This window comes from Dyella monticola (assembly GCF_003363155.1).
In the GTDB taxonomy this organism is placed as follows: Bacteria; Pseudomonadota; Gammaproteobacteria; order Xanthomonadales; family Rhodanobacteraceae; genus Dyella_B; species Dyella_B monticola.
Genome location: NZ_QRBE01000011.1, coordinates 43,491 through 67,404, shown reverse-complemented (window position 1 = coordinate 67,404; position 23,914 = coordinate 43,491). Strand labels below are relative to the sequence as shown.

Annotated in this window: 23 protein-coding genes and 1 pseudogene; 17 read left to right on the top strand and 7 right to left on the bottom strand. The window is 58.2% G+C overall.

Annotated elements, in window-relative coordinates:
- Positions 1–45: 45 nt before the first annotated feature.
- Complete coding sequence (locus DWU98_RS16510) at positions 46–1,281, top strand: PQQ-dependent sugar dehydrogenase (RefSeq protein ID WP_230474880.1); 1,236 nt, start codon at positions 46–48, stop codon at positions 1,279–1,281.
- Between the two features lie 163 nt (positions 1,282–1,444).
- A complete protein-coding gene (locus DWU98_RS16505; RefSeq protein ID WP_115496666.1) occupies positions 1,445–2,560 on the top strand; it encodes a helix-turn-helix domain-containing protein in 1,116 nt (371 codons plus the stop codon).
- On the opposite strand, the gene DWU98_RS16500 is transcribed toward DWU98_RS16505, so the two are convergent.
- Positions 2,538–3,950, bottom strand: a complete 1,413-nt coding sequence (locus DWU98_RS16500; RefSeq protein WP_115496665.1) for a serine hydrolase domain-containing protein — start codon at positions 3,948–3,950, stop codon at positions 2,538–2,540. The genes DWU98_RS16505 and DWU98_RS16500 overlap by 23 nt on opposite strands.
- 346 nt (positions 3,951–4,296) lie before the next feature.
- Here DWU98_RS16500 and DWU98_RS16495 point away from each other — a divergent pair, with 346 nt between their 5' ends.
- From DWU98_RS16495 to DWU98_RS16485, 3 genes are all read left to right on the top strand, one after another.
- Positions 4,297–5,361 (top strand): alpha/beta fold hydrolase, encoded by a 1,065-nt coding sequence (locus tag DWU98_RS16495; protein WP_158545092.1) that lies wholly within the window; start codon positions 4,297–4,299, stop codon positions 5,359–5,361.
- 148 nt (positions 5,362–5,509) lie between these two features.
- A complete protein-coding gene (locus DWU98_RS16490; RefSeq protein WP_115496663.1) occupies positions 5,510–5,893 on the top strand; it encodes a YidH family protein in 384 nt (127 codons plus the stop codon).
- Between the two features lie 33 nt (positions 5,894–5,926).
- Positions 5,927–7,087, top strand: a complete 1,161-nt coding sequence (locus DWU98_RS16485) for an AAA family ATPase (protein ID WP_115496662.1) — start codon at positions 5,927–5,929, stop codon at positions 7,085–7,087.
- Positions 7,088–7,128: 41 nt separating this feature from the next.
- On the opposite strand, the gene DWU98_RS16480 is transcribed toward DWU98_RS16485, so the two are convergent.
- On the bottom strand, positions 7,129–7,905 hold the full coding sequence (locus DWU98_RS16480; RefSeq protein WP_230474879.1) for an alpha/beta fold hydrolase: 777 nt from the start codon (positions 7,903–7,905) through the stop codon (positions 7,129–7,131).
- An 85-nt stretch (positions 7,906–7,990) separates the two neighbouring features.
- On the opposite strand from DWU98_RS16480, the gene DWU98_RS16475 reads away from it, so the two are divergent.
- The 4 genes and pseudogenes from DWU98_RS16475 to DWU98_RS22300 all read left to right on the top strand — a co-directional run bounded on the left by DWU98_RS16475 (position 7,991) and on the right by DWU98_RS22300 (position 10,258).
- Positions 7,991–8,413: a MarR family winged helix-turn-helix transcriptional regulator gene (locus DWU98_RS16475; RefSeq protein WP_147293350.1), complete on the top strand. Its 423-nt coding sequence runs from the start codon at positions 7,991–7,993 to the stop codon at positions 8,411–8,413.
- A gap of 184 nt (positions 8,414–8,597) precedes the next feature.
- Complete coding sequence (locus DWU98_RS16470; RefSeq protein WP_115496659.1) at positions 8,598–9,332, top strand: hypothetical protein; 735 nt, start codon at positions 8,598–8,600, stop codon at positions 9,330–9,332.
- A gap of 197 nt (positions 9,333–9,529) precedes the next feature.
- Positions 9,530–9,697 (top strand): annotated as a pseudogene (locus DWU98_RS22580) (DUF4124 domain-containing protein); the annotation flags it as partial.
- A 261-nt stretch (positions 9,698–9,958) separates the two neighbouring features.
- Complete coding sequence (locus DWU98_RS22300) at positions 9,959–10,258, top strand: hypothetical protein (protein ID WP_230474878.1); 300 nt, start codon at positions 9,959–9,961, stop codon at positions 10,256–10,258.
- A gap of 85 nt (positions 10,259–10,343) precedes the next feature.
- Here the strand turns inward: DWU98_RS22300 and DWU98_RS16460 are convergent, their stop codons facing one another.
- Positions 10,344–10,685 carry a PRC-barrel domain-containing protein gene (locus tag DWU98_RS16460; protein ID WP_115496657.1) on the bottom strand — a complete coding sequence of 114 codons (342 nt, stop codon included), beginning with the start codon at positions 10,683–10,685 and terminating at the stop codon, positions 10,344–10,346.
- 311 nt (positions 10,686–10,996) lie between these two features.
- On the opposite strand from DWU98_RS16460, the gene DWU98_RS16455 reads away from it, so the two are divergent.
- Positions 10,997–12,886 (top strand): potassium transporter Kup, encoded by a 1,890-nt coding sequence (locus DWU98_RS16455; protein WP_115496656.1) that lies wholly within the window; start codon positions 10,997–10,999, stop codon positions 12,884–12,886.
- A gap of 73 nt (positions 12,887–12,959) precedes the next feature.
- Here the strand turns inward: DWU98_RS16455 and DWU98_RS16450 are convergent, their stop codons facing one another.
- A complete protein-coding gene (locus DWU98_RS16450) occupies positions 12,960–14,426 on the bottom strand; it encodes a glycosyltransferase family 39 protein (RefSeq protein WP_115496655.1) in 1,467 nt (488 codons plus the stop codon).
- Positions 14,427–14,849: 423 nt separating this feature from the next.
- Between DWU98_RS16450 and DWU98_RS16445 the strand changes: the two genes are divergently transcribed.
- The 5 genes from DWU98_RS16445 (at position 14,850) to DWU98_RS16425 (ending at position 19,923) form a co-directional block, all read left to right on the top strand.
- Complete coding sequence (locus DWU98_RS16445) at positions 14,850–16,544, top strand: family 20 glycosylhydrolase (RefSeq protein WP_230474877.1); 1,695 nt, start codon at positions 14,850–14,852, stop codon at positions 16,542–16,544.
- A gap of 72 nt (positions 16,545–16,616) precedes the next feature.
- A complete protein-coding gene (locus DWU98_RS16440; RefSeq protein WP_115496654.1) occupies positions 16,617–16,985 on the top strand; it encodes a VOC family protein in 369 nt (122 codons plus the stop codon).
- Between the two features lie 406 nt (positions 16,986–17,391).
- Positions 17,392–18,093, top strand: a complete 702-nt coding sequence (locus DWU98_RS16435) for a DUF4386 domain-containing protein (RefSeq protein WP_158545090.1) — start codon at positions 17,392–17,394, stop codon at positions 18,091–18,093.
- Between the two features lie 151 nt (positions 18,094–18,244).
- The gene (locus DWU98_RS16430; RefSeq protein ID WP_230474876.1) at positions 18,245–19,045 is read left to right on the top strand and encodes a CPBP family intramembrane glutamic endopeptidase; all 801 of its coding nucleotides are present in this window, start codon (positions 18,245–18,247) and stop codon (positions 19,043–19,045) included.
- Positions 19,046–19,269: 224 nt separating this feature from the next.
- Positions 19,270–19,923, top strand: a complete 654-nt coding sequence (locus DWU98_RS16425) for a dihydrofolate reductase family protein (protein WP_115496753.1) — start codon at positions 19,270–19,272, stop codon at positions 19,921–19,923.
- 211 nt (positions 19,924–20,134) lie between these two features.
- Here DWU98_RS16425 and DWU98_RS16420 read toward each other — a convergent pair whose 3' ends face one another.
- The gene (locus tag DWU98_RS16420; RefSeq protein WP_115496651.1) at positions 20,135–21,184 is read right to left on the bottom strand and encodes a hypothetical protein; all 1,050 of its coding nucleotides are present in this window, start codon (positions 21,182–21,184) and stop codon (positions 20,135–20,137) included.
- A gap of 320 nt (positions 21,185–21,504) precedes the next feature.
- Here DWU98_RS16420 and DWU98_RS16415 point away from each other — a divergent pair, with 320 nt between their 5' ends.
- Entirely contained in the window at positions 21,505–22,224 is a 720-nt protein-coding gene (locus tag DWU98_RS16415) for a DUF1223 domain-containing protein (protein WP_158545089.1), read from the top strand.
- Between the two features lie 243 nt (positions 22,225–22,467).
- Complete coding sequence (gene map / locus DWU98_RS16410) at positions 22,468–23,214, top strand: type I methionyl aminopeptidase (RefSeq protein ID WP_115496649.1); 747 nt, start codon at positions 22,468–22,470, stop codon at positions 23,212–23,214.
- 86 nt (positions 23,215–23,300) lie between these two features.
- Here map and DWU98_RS22445 read toward each other — a convergent pair whose 3' ends face one another.
- Positions 23,301–23,558, bottom strand: a complete 258-nt coding sequence (locus tag DWU98_RS22445; RefSeq protein ID WP_268990246.1) for a 4-hydroxylaminobenzoate lyase — start codon at positions 23,556–23,558, stop codon at positions 23,301–23,303.
- A complete protein-coding gene (locus DWU98_RS22440; RefSeq protein WP_268990245.1) occupies positions 23,542–23,844 on the bottom strand; it encodes a 4-hydroxylaminobenzoate lyase in 303 nt (100 codons plus the stop codon). The genes DWU98_RS22445 and DWU98_RS22440 overlap by 17 nt, the downstream gene beginning before the upstream one ends.
- Positions 23,845–23,914: the final 70 nt, after the last annotated feature.

The following is a 23,914-nucleotide window of genomic DNA, read 5'->3' as shown; positions in this document are numbered from 1 at the left end:
GTCGGTGAGCGATGAATACATTTTTAGAGTGGACAGGGGGTTGGTTTGAATCGTCATACTATCGATGGTTGGCGTCACTTTCTTGGTGGTCTTGTTGCGTGCGCTGCCTTCGCGCTTGGTACTGCGCCTCCCGCGCATGCGCACGAGAATTATCAGACTTCGGGCGTGTGCGGCGGCTATCCACGCGTGAACCTTCAGAGCGCCCCGGGAACCTGCGTTGGCCTGGTGGCGCAACATCTCGGGTTCCCACGCGGCGTGGCGACGCTTGGTAGCGATATTTACGTCGTCGACAATGGGGATTGGGTGGCCGGCAAAGGTCGTCTTTTTAGGTTACGTGGTAACCAGCGTCCTCAGGTAATACTCACCGGACTCGACCGGCCCAACGCGATTATCGCGATGCCAAACAAGCGGCTGTTAATTGGCGTGGCCGGTAGCATTGTCAGCGTCGACCCCAATGCAGACGACCCGGCTGCAACGTCGCGGGATGTGGTGGTGAACCTTCCCACTACCGGCCGCCACCCGCTTCCCGCGATGGCGCTAGCGCTCGACGGTTCGCTATATATCAATGTGGGAAGTGCCAGCGACAATTGTGACCAGGACATCGGACATCCATCGCGGCCAACGATATGCCCCGAAACGCAGGAAACACCGCCACGCGGGTCAGTGCTTCGCGCCAAGTTAGGACCGGATAAGCCACTTGATGCAACGCAGCTGCCGGTATTTGCGCGGGGCCTTCGAAACAGCATGGCACTGGTGGTGAGTCCGGGCAATCAGGTCATCGATGCCGTCAACGCACGCGATGCGATCAATGCAATAGATCCCAAGCTTTCCGATGACGATCTTCCACACGATACGCTTGACTATCTGGTTGCCGGCGCCGATTACGGTTGGCCCTATTGTTTCGACAACAATCGGCCTAGCCCCGAAAACCCCCAATACGATTGCAGTAAGAAAACGGCACCAACACGCCTATTGCCGCCTCATGCTGCACCGCTTGGCATGCTCATCTACCGCGGTCGTGCCTTGCCGGGGCAGCATCACCATCTGATCATCGGCTACCACGGCTATCGCGATCTAGGGCACCGTATAGTTAGCCTGGACCTCGACGAGAAGTTTCACCCGCGCGGCGAACCGCAGGATCTGGTATGGGGCTGGAACAATGCACCGGGCGATCATCCGATGGGGGCGCCTGTGGCAGTGGCGGAAATGCAGGATGGCAGCGTGTTGGTAACCGAAGACCGCAACGGTACCTTGTTGAAGATCGCACCGGTCACTCCATAGGTGACAGCTCTATAACTTACGCGGTCGCAGTTGGCTCTTCCCGGTCATATACGAAGTACCCATGGGGATTCCTTGCGCAGATGACAAGCACCGGTCTCGCATCGCACTTGGCTAAGATAGCCGCGCGCGTCATAAGACGAAGGTATTTGCTCGCCGGTGCCCTATGAACTTTTGGATATTCGTTTACATTGCCGGAGCCGTTCAGGCTGCCTTATTGGCGATGACTTTGTGGCGGCGGCCGGCGAATCGCCCTGCCAATCGCCTGTTGGCGGTCTGGTTGGGTTTGACGGGACTGGATTTGGCGGTGAAGGCGGTTTACTGGCATTTGCTTTCGTCGGAATGGTTTCGCGCATACCGTTTCGTCGCGTTGTTTCCGTTTCTTTATGGAAGCTTGTTCTATCTCTACGTGCGAGCCATGGTCGAGGGCCAGGGATTTCGCGCACGCGATGTCGTTCACCTGGCCGGCTTCATCGTCATGCTTGTACTCAATGGCTACGTTTTTGTCGCCACTGACGCGCAAGTGCAAGCGTTATCACAACGTTGGATTGCCGGTGAACGCGCCATCGGTGCCTGGTTCGATGTGCCATTGTTCCTCTACAGCCTTTCCTACGTTGTCGCCGCACTGTGGCTGATGCGCGGATATCGACACCGGTTGCGCGAGCGCCGATCGGATGCCGATCGCCTGTCGTTGCGTTGGATCGATGCCATGGGCGGTTTCCAGATAGCGATCTGGAGCGTGGCCATCGTGCAGGCCGTGACCTATCTGCCGGTGTTCAACTACGGCTTGTTGTTCGGGCTGGTTGCAGCATGGGTATGCATGGTTGGCTGGTTCAGTCTGGAGCAACCGCCCGTGCCCGCAGAACCATTGATGCGTTCGGCGCGCGAGGAAGCTGAAACGGATACCACAGCGGACACCACGCGTTATAAGGACGTGGAAGCTCGCCTGACGCAACTGATGAGCGGCGACATGGCGCTTTATCGTGAGCCGGCGCTGACCATCGGCCGGGTTGCCAAGAGCAGTGGCTATCCGGAATATCTGGTGTCGACGGTGATCAATCGACGCCTGGGTGGCAGCTTCTGCGATTACATCAATCGATTGCGCGTCGAGGCCGTGCGCGAACGGCTGGCTGATGCAGCAGAACCGCGCACGATCCTCGACCTTGCCTATGCGTGCGGCTTTACATCGAAGTCAACCTTCAATGCCGCATTCAAACGTCATGTCGGCGACACGCCCAGCAACTACCGCCGCTATCACGCTAGTGCCGGGCCGATTGACTGATGGCCAAAGCGCTCGGTGCTTCGTGATGCAGCGCGGCGATGATTGCAGCGGTGGCATCGCCGATGCCGGTACCTTTGTTGTATACGCTAAGCCCCATGCGCACGACGACCAAATGTTCGGACGGCACGATGATGATGTATTGGCCGAACGCACCGCGTGCGTAGAACATGTCTTTGGGTAACTGCGGTATACCCCATGGCGCATTCCATATCGGTACGCTGCCCGTATTGACCAGATTGGTCCAAAAGCCCGCGCCGTAGCCGGTGTCCAATGTCTGGGAATGGGCGTATGCAGACCAGCCTTCGGGAAGAATGCGCTTGCCGTCCACGACACCTTCATCCAGATAGAGCTGGCCGAAGCGGGCAAGATCACGCGCGGACGCATACATAAAGCCCGAACCGAGCAACGTTCCATGCGCATCCGTTTCGATCACGGTGTGATTCATCCCCACTGGCGCGAACAATTCTCTGCGCGCGAAGTTCTCTGCGCCTGCCGCCGTATGGCCCGTGGCATCGCCAATCAATTTCGATAGCAACGCATAGCTAAGATTGCTGTAGCCCCATACAGTACCCGGTGCGTGGGTGAGTGCCGCATGTGAGGCAAAGGCGGCTGTGTCCGGCTCCAGAAACCACATATGCGTGGCAAGGTTCACCGGCCCATCGGTTTCGTCAAAAGGCAGGCCGCTATCCATGCGTAGCAGTTGATCGACCGTAATCGCGTGATGCGGGTCGGCGGCCGAGGCCCACGCCGCGAGCGGCGCTGGCTGATTCACCTGCAAGCGGCCCTGACGCACGAGAATGCCAATGAGCGCTTGCGTGATCGACTTGGTGATCGAATGCGCCCAGATCGGCGTTTCCGGCCCGTAACCCGGCGCGTAGCGTTCGGCGATCAGCTGGCCATCGTGCAGCACCACGACCGCCTTGGTCGAACGTGGATGGGAGGGATCCGGTTCGGCAAACGCGAGCGTCAGCGCCGCCTCCAGGGCCGGATCAGCCGGCGCGACCACGCGCGGGCCAAACGCATCCGGCGTCGGGTCCTGCGTGAGTTCTTCCGCTTGTGCGGCCAGATCGTCACCCAGCAAGAGCACACAGCCCAAGCCTTCGCGGTATCTTGATAGGCCACCGAATAAGCCCAGCACGCTGCTTCGCACCTCATCGTGGGAACGGTCTACGGTGTAGCGCACCGCCCAGGCGATGCCACCCATAAGCGGCCGTTGTTCCTCCGCGTAGACGCGGTCCGGATCGACATGTGACACGAATGCCGCCGCGCACAACGACTGGCTGACCGAGCCGGCCGCGACATGTAAGGCCTCTCGGTAATGCCACACAAGAACGCAACCGGCGAGGGCGAGCACACACAGTCCAGACAGGATGTATCGAACGAGCTTCACAGGGCGACCTCCAGTACAAAGATGGCCGCAGAATGCCGGTCCGAAGCGATCCGGTCGTCCGATCCGGCCGATCCGTACCGCTGTACGGCTTTCCAGGACGCGTTGGTAGGGCGGTTACCCGTTTTTGGGGCCCTGCAGAAATGCCGGGATATCCACCTGGGGCAGCCAGCGCCAGGCACTTCACTAAGTGCAGGCAGGCTCCATGGGCGAAATGGAGTTTGATGCCCTTGGGGCCTGGGCTTGGGACCTGGGTCGAAGCGACAGCACGGGTGAACGCCCGCAGCCCGGCGCGGAGATAATGGTCATACCGACAGGCGGGACTTTTCACGCCAAAGGAAAGGGGACTATGTCCGTAAGCTTGAAGCGTGCAAACGCCCTGGTACTGGGTTGCTTTCTCGCGGGCGCCCCCGCCATGGGTCATGCGCACGCCGCTTCGCCAGGCGAGGTGCCCACCTCAGCCTACGAGCATCCGCAGACCTTGGTGACGCTTGCTGATGGTCGTCGCCTGAACCTGTTCTGCCTGGGCAGCGGCTCGCCAACGGTGGTCATGGAGGCGGGTGGGGGTGATGACAGCCTCAGTTTTCAGGCGGTGCAGGCGCGCGTTGCCAACGTTACCCGTGTTTGCAGTTACGACCGGGCGGGCATGGGCTTTAGCGATCCTTCGCCTTATCCAACGACCCTCATGCATGTGATCGCTGACCTGCACGGCCTGCTTGATCGCGCGCATATCGGCCGACCGATCGTGCTGGTCGGACATTCGGATGGCGGGCTCTACGCGGCTTTTTATGCCGCCACCTATGGCCAACAAGTCGGCGGCATGGTGTTGATCGATCCGGACAGCCCCGGCTTGGACCAATCAGCGCTGAGCGTGCTCGACCAACCCTGGTTGACTACATGGCGCAGCGATGAGCAGCGCGATATTGCGCAAGCACGCGACTGCCTTACCCTGGCCCGGCGTGGCGCGCTTATCGCCAAACCGTCGCAGTACGCAACGTGCCTGGATGACCCGCCCCATCACGATGCAGCACTGCATCACTTGCTCGATACCCAACTATCTCGTCCAACCGAGCAGTCGGCCATTTACACGCAAGATGTCGATACCACGCCAGCGGCCAACAACACGCTGTCTCCGGCGGAAAAGGTCTTTCAGGCAACGCATTTCGATTTTGGCGACAAGCCATTCGTGATACTAAGCGGTACCAACGAGCAATCAGGCCTGCCACTGGCGGAGCGCACCAAGGTCAACCAGGCCATGCTGGCCAATCAGGCGGAACTAGCCGCGCGTTCCAGCGAAGGTCGGCAGATTTTGATCGACAGCTCTACCGAATATCTCCAGCTGGCGAAGCCGGATGTGGTCGTGCAGGCCATTACTGAAGTGGTAGAAAAGGTAAGGAAGCGGTCGGCGTCGTGATGGATAGTTGAGGTAACGAAAGTCGCGGCTACTGCTGAGCGGATACAGTGCGCATGACGTTACGTGCTTACTAAGCTCACGCAAGGAACGCACGTCACGATGCAACGCCGTCAAACGCTGTTCAACTGCGCGTTATGAGATACACACCATGATTCCGCGTTTCACTGACCACGCTGCGAATGAGCGCACCTATCTGGCCTGGGTTCGTACGGCCATCACCGTCATGGCGTTTGGATTCCTGCTGGAGCGATTCGATATCTTCCTCTCCTACGCCAGTCGTGCGGGCGGCCAGCCCATTTCCAACCTGCACACCCGCGCATCCGAATGGCTAGGCCTGATGCTTCTGCTCTTTGGCGCCCTGATCGTTTTGTTCGCCACCTTTCGGTTCTATCGAAACAGGAAGCTCATCAGCAGTGATGAAACCTTTGCCTACGGCGGAAGGCTATTCGAGCGCCTGATGGCTGCCGCGCTGATCGCGATGGCGCTATTTCTCATCGTCTACGTGGCGCATCAGATCATGGCGCTGAGTTGATCGTCAGTCACCCAGCCTATCGCAGCACCGGACATGCTCAATACGCTAGCCATCGCCAACTACCGCTCACTCAGATCCATCACCCTTCCTCTGGGTCAATTGAATCTGATTACAGGTGCCAACGGTAGCGGTAAATCGAACCTCTATCGCGCTCTGCGATTGCTGGCGGAAACGGCACATGGCGGCGTGGTGAATGCGCTGGCACGCGAAGGGGGCTTGCCGTCAACGCTATGGGCCGGGCCGGAACACATCACACGGCGAATGCGGCAAGGCGAGGTGCCGATACAGGGCGGCCCGCGACAAGAACCGGTGGCGCTCAAGCTGGGGTTTGCCGGCGAAGACTTTGGTTACGCGATCGATCTGGGGTTTCCATCACCCCCGGGTGGCGCCTTCGCGCTCGATCCGGAGATCAAGTGCGAAGCGATCTGGTCCGGTCCGTTCCTGCGCGCGTCCAATGTTTTGGTGGATCGCCGCGGCGCCATGGCCCGCATCAAGGTCGGGCGAAGCTGGCGCGTCGTGGCCGAGCATCTCAACGCGTTCGAAAGCGTCTTCACGCAGATGGCGGACCCGGAACGTGCGCCGGAAGTGATGACGATGCGCGAGTCGATACGCGCCTGGCGCTTCTACGACCACTTCCGCTCAGATGCGGCGGCACCGGCACGCTTGACGCAGCTTGGCACGCGCACGCCAGTCCTCAATCATGACGGCGGCGATCTCGCGGCAGCCTGGCAGACCATTTGCGAGATTGGCGATCGCCAGGCGCTCGATGCCGCGGTCCAGGATGCCTTTCCGGGTGCGTCCGTCGATGTGGCCGTAAGTGATGGTCGCTTCAGCGTGATGTTCACGCAGCATGGCCTGTTGCGCTCGCTGTCGGCCGCCGAACTCTCGGACGGAACGCTGCGCTATCTGCTATGGATCGCTGCCTTGCATACACCGCGGCCACCACCGCTGATGGTGCTGAATGAGCCCGAGACCAGCCTGCACCCCGACCTTCTGCCGGCCTTGGCGCGATTGATCGCGCATGCGGCTTTGCGAAGCCAGGTGTGGGTGGTGTCGCATGCTGCACGCCTTATCGCGGCACTCGAAGACATTCCATTGTGCAACGTCATTTCTCTGGAAAAAGAACTCAGCCAAACGCGTATTGCAGGATTGCGCGAGCTGGATGAGCCGGCATGGTACTGGCCCGATCGGTAAATTGGGCGTCTATCTACGAACTAGGCGCGTAGCGGTGAGCGCTACGCGCGATTTTCGAAGGCTTCGATCAATGCCACGACTTTGCCAAGCTGCTCGATATGGGGGAAATGTCCTGCCTGCGGCACAAGCTCCAAGCGCGAATAGGGCATGGCGCCTGCAAATCGTTGCCCGTACGCGACATCGACAATACCGTCGCTCTCCCCCCAAGCCACTAGCGAAGGAACGGGCATGCGCGACAGGCGGCCGTACAAGGAAGGGTCGTGCATAAAGTGTTCGCCGGAATAGACGCGCAGGGTGCCCTGATTCTCGGCCATCTGCGCCAACGCCGCGGGAGAGGTCGGAGCGATGGCGTAACGAGCCGGATCGTGAAAAGCGAGCGCTGCGCGATCGGCCGGAGAGAGCTTCATCGGGTCAACGATTTGCTTGGCCGAAGAACCGGTATCAATGCCGCACGCATTGAGCAACACGATTCCCGCGATACGTGGCGAATTGCGCAAAGCCATCTCGGCAGCGATCCAACCACCGATGGAATTGCCAACGATCACCACGTCTTGCAAGGCCAGGCGCTCCAACAGAGCCAAGTAGGCGAGCGCCAGATCGTTGATACGGCCGAACCAGTCGGGCCGCGGTTTGCCGTCGAAGCCGGGGTGGGTGGGAGCGATGCTGCGATGGCTCGTTTGCAAGGCCGCAGCCAGACCGTTCATCGACTGCGGGCCGGCTCCGCCGTGTAACAAGAGGTAGGGGCGACCGCTGCCGTGGTCGAAAAAGGAGAGTTCCAACGTTTCAGCGAACAGCAGCTGGGGCGAGGAGATATCCACTTTTGGCTCCGAAGGGGTTAGTATATAACGATGTTTATATAAACACATTTATATGTCAAACAAGCCAACCGAATCCGCAGTGGCCATGACGCCCCTCGAAAACTTGGGCTTATCGATTAAACGCCTGCAGGATCAACATCACAGAACCCTGGATACCAGGTTGACGGCGCTTGGTGTCAGCCTGGTGCAATGGCATGCCTTACGCGAAATCGCGCGCCACCCGGAAAGCTCCCAATTAAGATTGGCCGAGCTCACGTTCAACTCCGCTCAAGCATTTGGAGCATTGGTGACACGGATGGAGCGGGCGTCACTTGTTCGCCGCACACCAACAGTAGGGCGTGCCTTCGCGCTAAGTCTCACCCCCAAAGGCGAGCGGCTTCTTAAGGAAGGCAGGCAAGTCGTGCTGGATGTCCTTGCCGATTCATTTGGCGGATTGAGCGATAACGAATGCCTCGCGTTGCAAAAACTTGTCGCCAAGGCACTTCATCACAGCAAGACTTCGGATTAGATTTTGTGTGTGGTTGTCGCCTCTTGACCCGGAGCTGACTTCGTCGGAGCTTCCACGGGCGTGCGAACGGTAGATGTCCATGTCCACTCTGCCGGAGATCCATGGCTGACATCAGGTCAGGTGAAATGCAGAGTAAATTCGGCTATTTGCAGTAACCGCATAGCATTACAGGGAGGGAAGAAAAATGCGTCGTTCGCTTTTAGTCTTGTGCATTTTTTTCGAATGCCTGGTTGCAAACGTTTGCCTCTTTAGCCCCGTGTCTGCAGGTGATCCCCAAACTCTGCTCACGCACGATGAGTGTGTGCGGCTGGTTCGTCGCGAGTTCTTCAATTTCCCGTTCTCAGAGAGCTCGCCGATGGATGCTTCCTTTATAGCGTCTTGCGTGCAGGGGAAAAACTTTTACAACCGCAGTTTTTACAATTGCATGTTCTCAGCCAAATACATCGACCCATTGGATTGCCAGTATGAGGCGCGAGGAATCGACAGAACGAAACAATCCCCTGGGTTGGCCGCGCGCGAGGTTACCGGGGACGATGCCGGCTACGAGGCGTATGTAAACGGAATCACGAAGTCGGTCTATCAAGGCCAAGATCCGCACAGCACGGTTGATCCTCAATTGCTGAAGCGGTATCTCACTGAGCGAGATCAAGTGACAAAGAGTTTGGGTGAAGCGCCTCTTGGCGATGATGCGGTTCCATCGAAGGTGTCTGCCTCGCACATCGATAGTGGTGGGAAAACCTATTGGATAGTTCGCGAAGATTTCACGGACCTGCAACTGCTTAAAATTATTCGTGAAAGCGACGCTGCAACCGAAACCGTCTTTTGTGCACGTTTTGGTTCGCCCAAGAGGTTGCGGACGGATGATGGCTTGTGCGCCTTTGTCATCAACGAACATTGGAATACGGTTTTACCGGATTGAGCGACAATCCGTCACCGCGGATGGCCTCATAAAGAACTGCCGAGAACACTCAATCGCATGATGTCCGCCCGCGATCCGGACTTGGATCCGGCGGCGGTCCTTTTACGCAGCGTCCTTCGTGCCTTTGTGGTCCGCACGTTGCCAGTGGGATATGGTCGTCTGTAAAGTCACGTCACATCGAACTCGGGGGAGAGGGAATGCGCCGGTATCTATGCGTGATGCTGAGCCTGTTGACGTTCACGGCTCACGGGCAAGCGATTTATAAATGCGTTCAGAAGGACGGGACTCCAGCCTTTCAGGACAGCCCATGCCCTGGCGCGCCTAATATTCAGCCCATGTCGACAGCCAGTCCAGACACCGCCACGCCACCTGCTCGCTCATACGGGAGTAAGCCATCCGCTAGTACAGCTAGTGGTCGGCTAAGTCCGGAACAGGTCAAGGCTTTAGTCGATCAATTAATTCGAACACATCATTTGGACTCCGCGATAGCGCTTGCCAGGAGATATGGGCAGCTGGACGATTTATCACAACGCGATATCCAAGGCTCATCTACTCCGTTGCCGCCCAAGTCACAGGACACACCGCAGCCACAAAGTGGTGGCTTATCGCCTCAGCAGCGCGAGAAGTTGAAACTAGAGTTCGAGGCACTGGCGCAACTCTCCACGAAGAACGCAGCGGTGCCGGCACCACCTGGCGTGTCGTCCGATGCGCATGAGCTGCCCTGGGCAATGGTGTTCACAACCAATGCCGATGGGTCATTGTCACCGCGCGGTCCGATTCGTTATAACGGCGTCTCGTATAGCGGCCCCACTGCGAAGTTCACGCACCAGGCGTTGTTTGCCGGAGTCGACCTCACTTCGGTGCAAGGCCACGGTGTGTGGGCGCATTTTGACGGTCACACACTCGTCGTCGACAAATTTCAATAACGTTTCCAGATGAATGGCACAAAGGCCCCGATGATCTCGGGGCCTTTGTCATTGCAGTTGGCCGCCCTACTTGGCCGAGGGGCCGTCACTGGATGTAGTACTGTCGAATCGAGTTGACAAAGGTGGTGTCGGCGAAATTCGGCCAATGGTCCTTATCGAAACCGGGCGCATCCTTGAGCCGATCTTTTTCGACGTTGAGGACAAGTTCGTGCTTGGCGCTATCGACGCGCAGGGCTTCCCATGGCACCGCGAAAAGCTTTTCGCCCATACCCAGGACCCCGCCAAATGAAAGCACTCCGTAGGCAATGCTTCCGCTGTCCGTATCGATCATGATGTCTTTCAGATCGCCCAGCGACTCGCCCTTGAGGTTCGTGACCTTGTCGCCCGTTAACGTTGAGGCGGTGAGAAAGTGGGATGAATGGGCCATGACGTTCTCCGACAGAAGATGAGTGATGCTTGTGAGGTACTGGAGATAGTGCGTACAGGCCTGTGATACCCATGGAAGCAACGAGTGAGGGTTTGATCAATAACACTTCGCTTCCATCGCGACCTCGCTGCAATGGCGAGGAGAATCGGAGGGACGACGGTAAGCGGCACCGTGTGGCAGCTGCTTGCGTGCGATGTTCCCCATGCGGCTGCGGATCGGCAGCCGCGAACGAAAACCTGATGACACCGTTTGCACCATCGCTCATCTATTTTCGAAAGTGAACGCAGCAACACATTTGCATTGTGAATGTCATGGCCGACCGCGGCACGACGAAATCCAAGCAGCAGCGATCACTGCCGGCACTCGCACTGGCCGCCACCGGCGTCGTGTTTGGCGATATTGCAACCAGCCCGCTGTATTCGCTGCAACAGGCTTTCGGCGAACAAGGCGTCCAACCCAGCCACGACAATGTGTTGGGTGTGCTGTCGCTGTGCTTGTATGCGCTGTTGATGGTCGTAACGGGCAAGTACGTGCTGATCGTAATGCGCGCAGACAATCACGGAGAAGGCGGCATGATGGCACTCGGTGCTCTCGCGCGCGGTGCCATGCGCGGGCGCGGGCGCCTTACCGGATTGACGATCCTGCTGGGGCTTTGCGGTGCTGCCTTGTTCTTCGGCGACAGCGTGATCACGCCGTCCATTTCGGTACTCTCTGCGGTGGAAGGCTTGCAGTTGGCCACGCCCGCATTCAAGGCCTGGGTGCTACCGATCGCGATAATGATCCTGGCTGGACTCTTTCTCCTGCAGCGAAGCGGCAGCTCGCTGATCGGACGCGTGTTCGGCCCATTGATGATGGTATGGCTGCTGTCCATCGCGGCACTGGGCGTCAGTGCAATCGTGCAGCATCCGGGCGTATTCCGCGCGGCCAATCCACAGTATGCGGTGCTGTACATGGCTCATAACGGCTTCAAGGGATTCGCATCGCTCGGCGCCATCGTGCTGGTGCTGACCGGCGCGGAAGCGCTCTACGCCGATATCGGCCATTTCGGTACCAAGCCGATTCGACTGTCCTGGCTGTGTCTGGCGCTGCCGGCCTTGTTGCTGAATTACTTCGGCCAAGGCGCCTTGTTGCTGGCGCAACCGGGCAACAGCGGCACGCCGTTCTATCGCATGGTTCCGCACGCGCTGCTCTATCCGATGGTGGCACTGGCGACCTGCGCGACCGTCATCGCCTCGCAGGCGGTCGTCTCCGGCACCTTTTCCATGGTCCGTCAGGGCATACAGCTGGGTTACCTGCCGCGCGCCCGCATCCTGCATACCTCCAAAGACATGGAAGGCCAGATCTATCTGCCCGCGGTAAACATGTTGCTGTGTGCGGCCGTGATGGCGAGTGTGCTCATCTTTCGTTCCTCGCAGCGGCTCGCCGGGGCTTACGGCATTGCAGTCAGCGGCACCATGTTGATCACGACGATCCTGCTGCTGCTCGTGGCCACGCGGCGGTGGCGGTGGGGTGTGCTCAAGCTCGTGGGCTTCGGGGTTCTGTTCGGCGTCATCGATGGCGCATTCTTTATCGCCAATTTGCTCAAGCTGCCTGAGGGCGGCTGGTTTCCGCTGCTGCTCGCCGCAGCCACCATGGTCATCATGACCACATGGCGCCGCGGACGAATGATGGTGCTGCAACGACTCCATGCCAAGGGCGAAAAGCTCGATGAACTGATCCGCGAAACGATCAAACGCTGCCCTCTGCGCGCCGAAGGCACTGCGGTGTTCCTTACCCGCAGCGCCCGGTGGGCGCCGCAAGCGTTACTGCAAAACCTGCGGCATAACCAGGTCTTGCATGGCCGCAACATACTGCTGCATGTCGATGACGACGGTGACGCGCCACGCGTGAAGAGCGATCGACGCAGCGAAGTGAAAGACCTCGGCGAAGGGTTCTATTGGATTCGCTTGCGCTTCGGTTTCAATGAACGTATCGACGTGCCTGCAGGTCTTGAGGCATTGGATTTCGAGCCGGCGCTCAATGGCGAAGAACTCACCTATTTCATAGGCAACGACAAGATTACTGCCGAACGCAAGGATCGCATCTGGCGTTGGCGGAAGTCCCTGTTCATCTACCTCTACAGGAACGCCCAGCCAGCCGTGCTGTACTACGGCATACCCGCACCGCGTCTGGTCGAGATCGGCACCAAGATCGATCTTTGATACGCAAACAATAGCCGTATCGCCGAATTGTCAACGCACTTCGAACGCGCCGCGCGCCCGCGTGTGCGATGCGTCATCCAAATTCAGGTCCATGCGCCCAAAGCACACTCAGTGGCTTGCGCGTCGGGCCGCATACAAAGATATCGGGGTGAGACGTGCTTTCCTCATTGGCCACGCCCCAGGCGTTGGTCAAGTGGCCGGCGAGACGGCAGCCGGTGAAAAGTTCATCGGCGCGTTCGTGCGAACTTCCCAACACGATGAAGGTAGTGGGCGGTGTGTGCGGATAACCGCGCAGCCACCCGGAATTGACGGCAGTGATCGGCGTGGGCAGGTGATATGCCTGCCCGAGTATGGCGATGGCACCGTATTCGCCATAGTTCCCGACCACGATGCCCAGATGGGCTTGCTGTTCGGCCGGCAGTGCATCGCGGATGACTGCGACTTCGGTGACGAGTTCATTCCAGCCGATTTCTTCACGCAGATCGCTGCTCTTGCCAAGTGCGAAGTCGCGCAGTGGGCCGCTTGATGCGAGCGGCACGAGGCACAGCGTCGCATATAGGCCGATGGCGAAAACACCCGTAAACAGCAGGGTTGCAACGCTGACCCGCCATGCGGGACGCAGGGTGTGCAACCACCGTTCTCCGACCACCGATCCCATGGCCAGAAGCATGGGGTATGTCGCAGCGGTGTAATAGAAGCGTCCCTGCGCAAACAGGAACAACAGCAGCGGCACCGCATACATCCAGGCGAGCATGCGATAGCGGCGATCGCGCACGTACGCGAACAGGCCCGCAAGCCAAACCGGCGCGGCGAAGAGATTGGCATTCAGCAGGAACTGATCAAGCAGGAAACCGTCCGCGCGTCCGTCGGCTACGTCACGCGCGTGGATACCTTGCAGGAAATGGTAGGAAATGAAGTCGTGGCGGACGAGCCACGCGAGGTTGGGCGCAAACAGCAGCAGCGCGATGGCACCGCCAGCCCAGAACCAACTGCTGGCGACATAGCGCCGCGCATCGGTAAGCAGCACGCCCACCAGCACACCCATAAGCTCGAAGGCGATCGAATACTTGGTCTGCAGGCCAAGGCCCGCAAACAGGCCAATCGCCAGCCACCAGCGCGGTTCGTTGTCGCGCAGCAAACGAATCGCACTCCAGGCGATAAGCACCCACCACAACATATCGAAAGAGGTGTACTGAAATTCCGTCGCCTCGAAGATCGGCAACGGCGACAGCGCCACCGCGATGGCCGTAAAGACTTGCGCCAGCCGGCCACCGCCGAGGTCGCGGGCCATAAGGCCGCTGACCACTATCACCAGAACCTGTGCCAGCACCGAAAACAGCCGCAGGCCCACCAGCGACAGGCCAAACATCGTCAGGCTGAGATGTTCCAGTGCAGCAGTCAGTGGCGGATAAGGCACGAAGCCCCAATCCATATGCTGCGCATCGCTCAGGAATTGCAATTCATCCCGGTGAAAGCCGTACTGCCCGTTGGTCAGCATGTGGGCTGCACCAAAGACCAGCGCAATGACGAGCACTGGCATGAAGCTCCTCTGCGAGCGAGCAGCAGCTATGGGAGCGTTGGGCAGATCGCGTCCAGGCACGGTGACGTTCCTTAGGAGGGTTGAACCAAAATAGTCGCTTATCAGGCGTCATTGAGCCAGATGAATGGGGATGGAGTGACAGGGCTCAGGGACGAATGGAGGCGGATAGGGATCAGCGGAGGCGTCTCGGGCGTGACCATTCTCTGGACTGTTGGGTGAGACCGACGCCGAGATTGGGCATCGTCATCGTGCGCTGCCCGACAACGCCAAACCGTCATCGCCAGGATGGCCCGGCGCAATAAGTTACCGGTCGCCATGCGCTGCATCGTTCCTGAAGCAAGATCCTTTCACCATGAACTGCAAGTGCCTTAATCTCGGGCAGTCCACACGTGGACACGATCATGGTTGCAGGGTATTGGAAAGATGACGTCATTGAAGAAGCAGCGCGCGGGCGGCAATGAAGGTGTGAAGCAGCGGACGTCTCGGCGGCGCCTGAATCCGGTAGAAGAAAAACCCAGGCCAGCTCACCCTGTACGCAGCGGCCCCGTGTGCGTGGCAGCGAGCGTATTGTCATGGCTGGCTGCGCTGGGCGCGGCCGCCGCGGCACCGACGATGGCCGAGGCCGGGCCTTCAAAAGCTAATGCCGCTCCTCTCGTCGTGCCAACCCTGCAGACATGGCAAGGAGGCGCAGGTAGCTGGCGCTTGAATCACCGTTCGCGCCTGCTCATCGATCCCGCCGGCGCCACCGTGCTGGAACCCATCGCCGTGCGGTTGTCGGATGATATTCACGCGGTCTCAGGACTGAAGGTGATTGTGCAGCGAGGCACCCGCGCAGAACCACGCGATATCGTCGTGCGGCTGGCACATTGTGGAGCGCCGGCGTCGGTCATCGGGCAGGAGGGGTACACGCTCGATATCGGTGCTCACGTTACCGTGTGTGCGAATACGCGCGATGGCGTGTTCTACGCCGGTCGCACACTGCTCCAAATGCTGGTACTGGATGGTCACCAAGATGGAAAACATGACGCGCTTCCGCGCGGCCGTGCCGTGGATTACCCACGCTATCGCGAGCGAGCGGTCATGTTTGACGTTGGCAGAAAGTTTGCCGATGTCACGTTTCTAAAGGACTACATCCGCTTCATGGGGTGGTACAAGCTCAATACCTTGCACCTTCATCTCAACGATCAGGTGCTGAGCGACGACAAGAAGTCATGGTTGAGCCGCTCCTTCCGCTTGAAGAGTGACAACCCCGCCTTCGCCGGGCTCGTACCCGCGGACGGCCACTACTACACGCGCCGGGACTGGGATGCGCTGGAGCAGGTCGCCGCAGCCAATGGCGTAACGATCGTGCCGGAGATCGATACGCCGGGACACGCGGGAGCCTTTGTGCTGGCGCGCCCGGATCTGGCCTATGCGGGCGACTCGCCAGCCGGCGGCACGCTTGATCCGGCCAATCCTCGTACGCTGGACTACGTGGAGTCCGTTTTCACTGAATTCCTGCCGTGGTTTCGTTCCAAGGACATCCACATCGGTGGCGACGAAGTCAACGTCAATGGCGGCAAAGTCAGCATCGCCGCGCAGATCAACTACCTCAACAAGCTGGGCAGGTTCTTGCAGCAACACGGCAAACAGGTCGAAATATGGGGTAGCGCCGATATGGCAACAGGGCTGGATAAATCGTTCGTGATCCAGCGCTGGATCAACTGGGGTGACGAAGCGAAGATCAACTGGAGCGATCGCGGGTTCACATGGATCGAATCGTTCGGCGACTGGTATGTCGTTCCCTTTGGCCCCGTCTACGACAACCCCAACGGTCTGCGCGGCGACGCGTTGTACGAGGGCTGGAGCAAACGCTTGCCCGCCGATTGCAGCACACAACAGGGACCTGTCGGTGGACAGATTGCCGTATGGAATGACAAAGGGACGCTGGATTACAGCTACGAGACAACCGTCAACGGCCTTCTAAAAGACGCCATTCCCGCCGCAGGCCAATTATTCTGGCGTGGTGAGGCAAAGGATGACGCCGGCAAGCGCGTGGCATATCCGGTGCTTCGCAAGAGTGTCGAGCAACTTCAATACGGTCCCGACGCGTCCTTGTTCAAGGGCGTGTCGCTTTGAAAAACGCCACGGATGGTCGAAACACACACCAACAACCATAGGCAACACAAGCCCGCGCCGTCAGGAGGACGTATGTTTGACCACGTCGTGGTCGGAGTCAGCGATTATGCAACGAGTAAAGCGTTCTTCCTCATGGCGCTCGAACCGCTAGGCATAGCGGTCGTCCATGAAAGGCCGGGCGGTATTGAGCTCAGCTCGGACGGTAAAACCTCCTTGTGCTTGCTGCATACCGAGGAGAAACCGGCGCATCTTCACCTGGCATTCGTGGCCAGGAATCGCGGGCAAGTCGACGCGTTCTATCGCGCGGCACTGGATGCCGGTGGTAGCGACCACGGTGCGCCCGGCCTGCGACCAAACTACCACGCGAACTACTATGCTGCCTTCGTCATAGGTCCGGACGGGCACAACATCGAAGTGGTTTGCCACGAGCCCGAGGCGTAGCCCTTCCGTAAAGGCAAAATACGCAAGCGAGTTTCGACCTCTTGCGCGCTGCGCTCATATCAAACGGTGTGGATGTCACATGCAGTGAGCGAGGGCATCTTGAAGCCGAACTTCAAGGATTGCTTGCTGCGTGAAGTAAAGTGACCGCAAGGGTGATTTTCAAGAGGTCTGCTTTCGACTGCGACTTCAGTCGAACGGTTTTAACCATGTGTTGCATCGACCGGCTGAAGTTGTAGCTCAAAGCGAACATCCCAAATAGGCACGTGCTTTATTGCATGGTGACCTCTGGCACTCGCCGGTCCAGGGCCGGGTGTTAGCTTTGTCCAGTCGAGTGTGATTCAAGTTCGTGCACCAGGTCATCTAACTATCGATGCCGCGCCAACCTATGGCGTGGTGGGGGAGTGACGTGGCGAGTACCGCGATCGATCGATCTCAGCGCGTGGCCGCAAGGGTGGCAGGTGCTCTGTTTCTGCTGCTGATGGTGTGCGGTGTGTTTGGTGAATTCAGCGGTCGCGGCGGATTGATCGCCGACAACGATCCAGCGAAGACAGCGACAGCCATCCTTAATCACCTGCTTCTTTTTCGTGTCGGTATTGTCAGCGACCTGGTGGCTTTTACCGGTGATATTGGCATCGCGGTGGCACTGTACGTCGTGCTTCGGCCGGTCGCCAGAAATCTGGCATTGCTCGCCGCGTTCTGGCGCGTAGCGGAAGCCGCGGTACTGGGTGTCATTACACTCAACAGTCTGACCATGTTGTCGCTACTGACCGATGCTCGATATGCCGCGGTGTTTTCACGTCAGCAAATACAGAGTCTCGTCTGGTTGTTCAATGACACGCACGATGCGGGCTACAACATTGGTTTGATCTTCTTATCGCTGGGCTGCGTTGTTTTCAGTTGGCTATTTCTCAAATCCCGTTATACCCCCCGATTGTTAGCCGGATTCGGTTTGTTGAGCTATGCAGTCATGCTGGCAGGCACGATGGTGACTATTGTCTGGCCTACTAACCCGGTGGGCGTGAATTTCGATACTCCGGCAGGCCTGTATGAAATGGTTGTCGGCCTATGGTTGCTGCTACGTGGCATCAAAGAGCCCCGGAGTTCCTGATTCGATACGGACCGGATTCATTTGCTGGCTGAATCTGCAGCCCGAAGCAGGCATGCCATAGCCCATAAACAGGTATGTCAGCGTTGAGGAAGTCGTAAACGTAATATCTGACGTAAGTGCCGCCCATTACGAGCAACCATCGAATTTCACGTTGATTGAATCAAGGAGGAATGCCATGTCGATGACATTAACGCTGTCGCCGATGCGTAAATCAAATGTGAAACTTGCGCTGTTTCTCAGTGCGATGGCGGTCATCGCGACGCTTGCATTGCAGCCCTATCTTGTCATGACGATGCCGGGAGTCATGTCGAAGTTACATGTACCTTTTTTCGTCATAGCTCTGGTGCAAGCGGGTCTTCAATGCTTCTTGCTGGGATGGATCGGGTTGAGCTTGGGTACGCAGTACGGGTTGGATGCGCCATGGCTGCGCGCTTTCGTCGATCGCTCCCGGCGCGAACCAGTCGTTCGCACCCATTGGCGTTTGGCAGTGCTTGTCGGCGTGATAACCGGTGCACTCGTGGCGGTGCTGGCGCTACTAGGCCCGAAAATAACGCCGCCAGTCGAGGGCATTTCACGCCTTGGACAATCTTGGCGCGGCGCTTTGGCATCGCTATATGGCGGCACGGGCGAAGAAATAATGTTGCGCTTGTTTCTCGTGAGCCTGTTTGTATGGCTGTTTGCTTTATTCAACCGACGGCAAGCACGACCCTGGATGTTTGTGCTCGCGATCATTCTGGCTGCGGTTCTATTTGGTGTAGGTCATTTACCCTACGCGTTCGGAGCAGGCATGAGCCATACGCCGATGTTGATCGGCGAAATCGTATTGCTCAATGCGATCGTCGGCCTGGTGACGGGCACGCTATTCTGGAAGTGCGGATTGGAACACGCCATGCTGGCTCACTTCAGCGCGGACCTGGTGTTGCATGTCGTTGTGCCCCTCTCGGGTCATTGAGCGGCAAGCAGTCGCCAAACATAGCCAGTCGGGCTGACTGACGGCACGCAAGACTCCATTTTAAAAAAATCCAATTCGGCTTCCGACCCGTAATAGCCTCTTGCGATGTTGGATCTTGCGGAGGCCGCCGTGTCGAAACGCGCTTCCCCCGTTCGTCGTGTTCCATGAAGGCGCCAAGATCGACATTGGCGTTACAGCGCTGCGAATAAGACGAAGGAGGAATGATGGCTACCGCAACGGCAACAAAACGAAAGCTGGTCTTGAAGATGTCCGTCTCCCTGGACGGCTTTGTCGCCGGACCGAACGGCGAGCTCGATTGGATATTCCGGTCATCGAGCGCCGATTCCAGAGAGCGGCTGGTCGATACGCTTCGCGAAGCGGGCGTGCACATCATGGGGAGTTGCAGCTATTACGACATGGCCGCCTTCTGGCCCTTTTCGGACACGCCGTTCACGGCGTCGATGAACGACATCCCCAAGATCGTTTTTTCGAAGACAGGGATCAAGGACGGCACGCGAGTGGATCGGACCGCCGAGGCGGAAGCGGGCCTCACCAAGGGGCGCCCCAGCGTTACGCCGACAGCGGCGGTGCTGAAGTCGTGGGCCGAACCCACGGTGGCACGCGGTGATCTCGCAGAGGAAATTCTTCGACTGAAAGAACAGCCGGGCGATTTCATCCTTGCACATGGCGGTGTCCGGTTCGCCCAAAGCCTCATTGCCTCCGGCCTCATTGACGAATATCGATTAGCGATTCATCCGGTTTTACTGGGCCAAGGCCAACGACTGTTCGGCGGACGTTACAGCACTGCTGATTTGCACCTGGTCAGCGCAACGCCCTACAGCGGTGGCATCGTGGGGGTCGTCTACCGTCCGGCATGAGCCGTTGCACTCGCAAGTTTCCTTAGCTAAAACGTGTCATGTGAGGGCAGCACCTCGGGTGCAGCCTCAATCAGAAGCTTTCGCCTCCGAACCGAAGTGCACGTAAGCGAGCCAGGTAAAAGGCATCAGTAAATGTGGCAACCATAGATCGGCAACAGCGCTGAGTACTGGGGAGTAGTGACACTCCCCAGCACGGAAAAGTTGATTTACCTCAGTAATTGAAGTTGTCGTCGCTTCGAATGATGGCTACACCATTTGTGGCAGCATTACCAATCGTAACGGCGCTTTTGAGGTTGAAATCACCGTCACCATCAACATTGAAAATGGAGACATGCGACACCGAGCCATTCGCGTCAATGACGGCGGCCAGGCCATCGCGATAGGTAATGTCGCTTGGATTGCCGGAAAATTTGGCGACAACCGCGTCGTCCTGAATAATTTTCTGTCCATAAACCGCGTAACGCGATACCGATTGGCTCGGTGAGTTGGCGGAGAACAGGAACGGCCCATCGAGCGTGACCCAGCATGGGGCCATCTGCGTACCGGAGCCGGTAACGGTCAGCACGGCATCATTGCGCACCAGGCTGATCTCGTTAGCGTGAGCGATCGTCACATAAGCGTCATTCCCGCGCGTGGCCAATCCAAATGGCGCATTGACGTTGGAAGGAATGTTGGCTACTCGCTGGGTGGAACCGGTCACGGCACCTTGCGCGGTGAGGTTGACCGTTTCGATCACGTTGCTTTTTTCAGTGATGACAAGCTGGCCCCGCAACACGCCTACCTGCGCGGCCGAACCATCGGCCACTACCAATTGGGCTTCGCCATCGGCAGTAGAACTTACGCCGAAGCGGTCGATCGGATGGGATTCGATATGCGTGGCAGTGAGGATATACAGATGATCACGGCCAAAGGCGACACTCACGGGGTTGGTGATCGCCGGAACGACTTTTTCCAACTGCAGCAAACCGTGATCGTGGGGTTTTCTGAAGACCGATACATTTCCCGATCCGAAGTTGACCACCGCGAGAAGGTCATGGTTCTGTGCGATACCTCCCGCATTGCCCGTGACACCGCCGGCGCCTTGGGTCTTAATCTGTTCAACCAATGCACCATGTGTGTTGTAAACCAGTAGCGCGTTACTGGCCGTGTTGGAGGCCGTCACGATGAGATCCCCGTCGTTCCAGCCAGCATTTGACTGCGCGTTGGCAGCACCTGCCACCATCAGCGCCAGAAGCGCTGATCCGTAGATTACTTTTTTCATGATCCTTCCTCGATTAGAGCGTGGGTAATTGCAGCAACCTGCGTTGCTGCGACTGGTGACTCCCGATAGTCGTGCGCATCGACGTCTCTTTACTTCGGGGAAGAAGCGTTTTGGTTACATTGAAAATGCCACATCGCGCGAACTACGATTCGTTTCTTACCATCACAAAATGATCACATTGCACACCGAATGTGACGGGCGACTGTCCAGCCAGGGCGGGTGTAACAACCGGCAGTCGTCAAACGAACCCCTGGTAAGGCAGCGCGACGATGCCGCACACCCTTCCTTGCGTAGACCTGTGGGACGTTATGGTGAATAGGATGTTTTATTTCTGCGTAGTGGCAGCGACGTATGCGCTGCTGTTACTGCAACCTGCAGTGCAGGCTGAAGATCATTCGGCCGCTGCGCAGCAAAGCCCTGTTGTCGTGGAGCTTTTTCAAAGCCAGGGATGCTCCTCCTGCCCGCCAGCAGAGGCCAATCTCAATGCGATCGCCACCGCACCGGGCGTACTCGCCCTGTCGTTTGGTGTGACCTATTGGGATCAACTTGGCTGGAAAGACACCTTCGCTACCGATGCTTACACACAACGTCAATGGGACTATGCGCATCACCGACGGCGAAATACGGTTTGGACACCGCAGGTCTACATAAACGGACGGACCGACCTGGTGGGTACGGATCGTAGTCAATTGCTGGAAGCGATTGGCAACGCCCAAAGGAGCGGGCCTGCGATCGATTGGTCCGGTCAAAGCATAACGATTGAGGCTTCGACAAAATCGAGCGGCGCAGCGGATGTATGGCTGGTGCGATACGACCCGCGTACGTTACAGGTGCCTATTGGTGGAGGCGAGAATAGCGGTCGTACATTGGCGCAACGTAATGTCGTTCGCGAACTTATCCATTTGGGAACATGGAACGGTGACAGCGTGACTTTTTCGCTTCCGGCATCTTCGTCACATGAACTGAAGACCGCCGCCCTCGTTCAGGAGCAAGAGGGCGGGCCGATTTTGGGTGCGTCTGTGGAAAGCACGCCTTATTAGGTTCAAAATCGGGTTTGCTCTGGATTGTTAGCCGGACGCGGGGCGCGTAAAGTCCCCGCTATCGGCGCTTTGGGGGCTGCATCCGGCAAGTGAGCGCAGATGCATAACCGGACATGGACGTGTGTCTATCAGGTAGTCAGGTTTCACTAGCGCCACATCCCCGCGATTCGATCCCGAACTTCTTTCTCTCGTCTTCGGCGCCATCGTTCTCGGATAGTTTTACGTATTCAGATAGGAAGTCACATGACCATCGAAACCGAAGACGATGTCGCCGCACTCAAACGCATCGGCAAGATCGTTTCCTATGTGCTTCACCAGATGCTCGACGCCGCCGAACCTGGCATGACGACGCGTGGGCTGGATTCATTGGGCGAGCAGTTGCTTGAACGACACGGCGCACGATCCGCACCTAGGCTCACCTACGACTTCCCGGGCTCGACCTGCATCAGCATCAATGAGGAGGCCGCACACGGCGTCCCCGGTGATCGGGTGATTCGTGCTGGCGACGTATTGAACGTCGATGTTTCTGCTGAGTTGGGAGGCTATTTCGCTGATACCGGAGGAACGCGAATCGTGCCCCCGACCAATCCCCAGAAGACGCGTTTGTGCCACGCCACCCGCATGGCTCTTGAGCAAGCCATGAAGCAGGCCCGCGCCGGCCAGCCCATCAATGGCATCGGCGCGGCCATCCAGCGAACCGCGAAAACCTACGGCTTCAAGATCATCGAGAACCTCGGCAGCCACGGGGTAGGTCGTGCGCTGCATGAATCACCCGAACACATTCCCGGGTACTTTGATCCGACGGACAAGCGCATCTTGACCGATGGCATGGTAATTACCATCGAACCCTTCCTCTCAACCAAGAGCCGGGTGGTGACCGAGACATCCGATGGATGGACCCTTGTTGGCGCGCATGGCAACTTGTCAGCGCAATACGAGCACACGATGATCATTACCAAGGGCGAACCCATCGTCGTCACGCAACACTGAGTGACCATCGATAAAAGCCAGCCGCTCCATCGAGCAGGCTGGCCTTCATCAGTGACCAGGGGCGCGTTGCCTGTCGGTTTTACTGTTTATGGAATGACGTCGAACGCAATTCGCCCCGCGGGCAGAAAAGTGAGCGAGACGACGGCACCTCCCTTCACTTCCGGAAAATGGTGGCTGCCCGGCGCAGGCGCAGTCCAACCGCCATAACACCAGCCGTTCGGGCCTGCGAGCGCGGCGCCCTCATTGAGCGGTACCACCAGATTGATCTCGCCATACGGGTGCACATGGTGATCGGCGCGGAAGCTGCCTTCCGGGTTGTTCTGCGTGTTATCCGTGCTGTCCAACAGCACCGCCGTGGCGCTGAAGAAAAAAAGTCTCCGCGCTGGGCATGACGAGGCGCGAACGGCGGTAACGCGGGCCGGCGACTTCGATGTCCGCCGCCCAACCCTCCTTTACGCCCAGAGTGATCAGTCGCGATAGGTCTTTGTACAACTCACCTTCAACGCCGTACTTCGCATTCAGCCATTGCTCGACCTCGATGCTCGTGGTCATGTCCTTGACCTCCTGCAGAAAGGGAATGAAACGGGCGACGAGTTCGCCTTTGCTGGGTGTGGATGGGGTCTGAGACATGATGAATAGAGCACCTGCGAGCGTCGGCGAAACCCGATGGAGTAGCGCGCAAAACGTCGCTCTGGATCGA